At 61.4% G+C, this 3,876-nt stretch carries 2 protein-coding genes; both read left to right on the forward strand.

The window, feature by feature from the left end; all coding sequences use genetic code 11:
• On the forward strand, window positions 1-2,875 hold a 2,875-nt coding region (locus tag QT222_RS04820; protein ID WP_491476479.1), incomplete at its 5' end, for a glucodextranase DOMON-like domain-containing protein.
• 313 nt (window positions 2,876-3,188) lie between these two features.
• Window positions 3,189-3,876, forward strand: a 688-nt coding sequence (locus tag QT222_RS04825) for a hypothetical protein (protein WP_491476480.1), incomplete at its 3' end; no start/stop codon positions are given.

Genomic DNA, 3,876 nt, shown 5'->3' on the forward strand with positions numbered 1-3,876 from the left:
GGCGGCGACGGCACCCCACGCAACCCCGTGGCGGACGATTCAGGTCGGGTCGAGGCCGGGCGACCTCGTCGAAGCGAACCTCGTCGTCAACCTCAACGAGCCGCACGACCCCGCGGACTTCCCCCACGGAACCGACTGGATAGAGCCGCAGAAGTTCCTCGGCGTGTGGTGGCTCATGATTACCGGACGGGCCGACTGGGAGTACCGCGGCCCCGAAACCGGAAACCACGGCGCGCAGACAAAGCGCATGAAGCGCTACATGGACTTCGCCAGCGAACACGGCATTCCGAGCGTCCTCGTCGAGGGGTGGAACGAAGGATGGCACACCTATCCCGGTGACGGCAGCGCCATGGACTTCGACGAGTCGTACCCGGACTTCGACATCGAGGCGGTAACAGACTACGGACGAAGTCTGAGCCCACCGGTCAGGATGACCGCACACAACGAAACCGCGGGGAACGTCTCGAACTACGAGTCGCAACTGGAGTCCGATTCGAGTCCGTTCGCATTCTACGACTCGCTCGGCATCCACTCGATAAAGACGGGGTACGTCGCCGACAGCGGCGTTAGCATCGACGGTGAGACGTACAATCACCACTGCCAACCACTCGTCAACCATCACCGACTCGTGTACCGAGAGGCGGCCAAACACCGACAGATGCTGGAGATTCACGAACCGCTCAAGCCGACCGGAGAGCGTCGGACCTTCCCGAACGTGATGACGAGAGAGGGCGTCCTCGGGCAGGAATACGACTCGTTCGGGCGGGTTGGCCCATCGCACCACGTTACGTTCCCCTTTACCCGGATGCTCGGCGGCCCTGTCGAGTACACGCCGGGAATCTTCGATATGGACTCCGGGTCCGGCGGTATCGAGACGACCCGCGCGAAGCAACTCGCCATGTATCCGACGTACTTCAGCGGTCTCCAGATGGTCGCCGACCTCCCGAGTTCGTACCTCGCCGACCGCGATCCGACCCTCGAAGTCGGGACAGTGTCGCAGGCAGAAGATGCGGAACGAGACGGCTTTTCGACCGCCGCGGAGTGGGCCGGTGCATCCGGTGGCAAGTACGTCCCTGTCGACTCGAACACCGTCGACAGCGGTGCCTCGCTCTCGTGGACCGCCGAAAGCGACCCAACCGCCGGCGAGTACGACCTCCACCTCCGCTATGCGAGCGACGCGACAGAAAATGCCGTTCCCGAGGGAACTCCCCGGACTGCAACCGTACTCGCCGATGGAGAGACACAGCAGGTGACGTTCCCGGCGACGGCGTACTGGGACGAATGGAGTACCGTTTCCGTTCGCGTCTCGCTGTCAGCCGGTGCAAGCGAGGTCACCGTCACGCTCGGAGACGACGATACGGGAGGTTTCAACCTCGACTCGATAGCAGTCACGGAACCCGACGCGCCGATGCCAGACCCCGAGACAGACCCGACCCTCGGACCGACCGTCGAGGCGTTCGACTTCGTCGTCGCACGAAAGCAGGGAGACGAGTGGTTCGTCGGTGCCATGACCGGCGAAAACGGCCGGGCGCTCGATATTCCGCTCGACTTCCTCGACAGCGCACCGGGAGCACGCGAGGGCCACACGTCGAATCCGGGACGTTCGAACGGAAAGAGCCACGAGAAGTCCAGCGGGAAGCGTCGCGGCAAGTCGAAAGGGAAGGGCCACAGCAAATCGAACGGCCTCGGTCACACGAAAGGAAAGTACGTCGCAGAGCTGTACTCCGATGGCATCGAGGCAGCGTACGATGCAAATCTCGAAGCGGTCCGCGTCGACGAAGCACTCGTCACGGCCGAGACGACGATTCTCGCGTCGATGATAGAGACCGGAGGGACGGCGATTCGCCTCAGGCCGGCCACCAACGAGGATTTGGAGCGACTTCCGACGTACCAGCGCCCGGAACAGGACGTCGATGTCTCGATTCGAGACGACCCGTTCGTCCGAGCGACGTTTGTGACCGCGACGGGGTCGAACACCGGAGACTACATCGGCGGTACGACGGTCGAAATCGTCGTCGACGGCGAGGTGGAAGCGACCTCGAACGTTCGGTTCTCGCCGGGGGCGACCGACCAGGAAGACACGCTCTCGTACACCATCGACACGCCCGGAACCTACGACGTGACCGTCAGAACTGCGGATGGACAAACACTCGCCACCGAAACGGTGACAGTCAAACCGCCGGAGACCGTCGCGACGCTGTCGGACCCGACGGGCGACGACGACGGTCCGGGTGCATACACGTATCCGACCAACGAGGCCTTCAAAGACGGGGCGTTCGACCTGGCGTCGGTCACGGTCGAACAGACGCCGGACGAGTATCTGGTGACCTTCGAAGTCGGGAACCTGTACAACGCCTTCGGCAGCGGCCGTGGGTTCTCGCCGCAACTGTTCCTTCTGTGGGTTCGCGACCCGAGTAACCCCGGCGGGACCGAACAGAGTCTCGACGACCTCGGTGCGAACGTGTCGTTCGAAGCGCCGTGGCACTACCGCCTCGAAGTAAGCGGCTTCACGAAGAGCGCCGTCGACGCGACAGGGGCCCTCCTCACCGACGAATCGGGAAGCACTGTCGCGCTCACCGAGGAAGTCGACACTGAGGAGAACACGGTGACACTCATGCTCGACCGAACGGCCTTCGGCGGCGTCGACGCGAACGAACTGGAAATCGTCGCCGCAGTGCAGTCCGAAGACCGCGGCACGCTTCGCCCGGTCAGAGAAGAACGCGGTGCGTACGTCTTCGGCGGTGCGAAATCGGGCGCAGTCGACGATGCACCGCTCATTTCTGACCTCATCGTCCCCGATGAAGCGTCGCAGTCGTCCGTCCTCGACTACAGCGACGGCAATCCGGCGACCCTGCCGTTCGTCTCGCTCGACTGAGTGCTATCGCGGCTCTCGCCGTGGATTCTTATTTGACGTCGTTGAAACTCGTTAGTGGCGTTGAATTTCACAATCGTGTAATAGGGAGATGTATCGGCCACGGGAGAGGAAATCACTCAATCAGTGGATTCATTCGGCGTAGTCAAGCCGTCAGCTCACGCTCCCACAGTTCTTCGTAATCCGCCGCAAAGCATTCGTTGAAAGGTATGCGACCACTTCCCAAACTAACCCAACGACCTGCTCGGTCCTCAAATTGGCTTAACTAGACAGTACCCCACAAAACCTACTTATCTCTATATGACATGATAATATAGTGACCGATCAAATTACCCGTCGTGGTCTCCTGTCAAGGGCCGCTGTCGTATCCTGCATTGGTGGGTTTTCGGGATGTCTCAATTCAGTTGGACGCACAACATTTCTGTTCAGTACATCTCCAGTTGGTGAGTCACTGGCTGAACTCACGAATTCCTTTATCGAAGCGGACCCAACACAAATCAAGGCGCAGTTTTCGGTTGACTATCCGGACTCGTATAAACGCGAACTCGTCGACACGCTCATCGAAGAGGGAACAGTTGATGTCGTCGGGTGGCAACTCGCCTACGACCGCTCGTTCGGTACGACAACTCGCCCGGAACCACAGTTTATCGAACGAGATGGGACGTACTATTCGGTGACTGAGTCTGGGCGAACCGAGAGCACGGAGACCCGGTGGGTGTTTTATCTCGACCTCGTCGATGAAACGCCGACTTCGTCAGACACCGTCGTCACCGAGCCTCCCACTTCACTGTCTGAGACGGACCAACTACTCGTCGAGCATGCCCTCGAACCGGTCTGGGGACACCAGGGTGCTGTCGACGTCGACGAGCGCCCACTCGGCGGTCGAGGCCCGACTTTTCACCACCAGGTGGACCCCGCCCCCGGCGAACCCCTTCCCCCGGCCCCGTTTGACACCCCAAACCGGGTGGCCCCCCTTTTTGCCCCCCCCCCCCACCGTGCCCCGG

The organism is Haloferax sp. s1, from assembly GCF_058382125.1.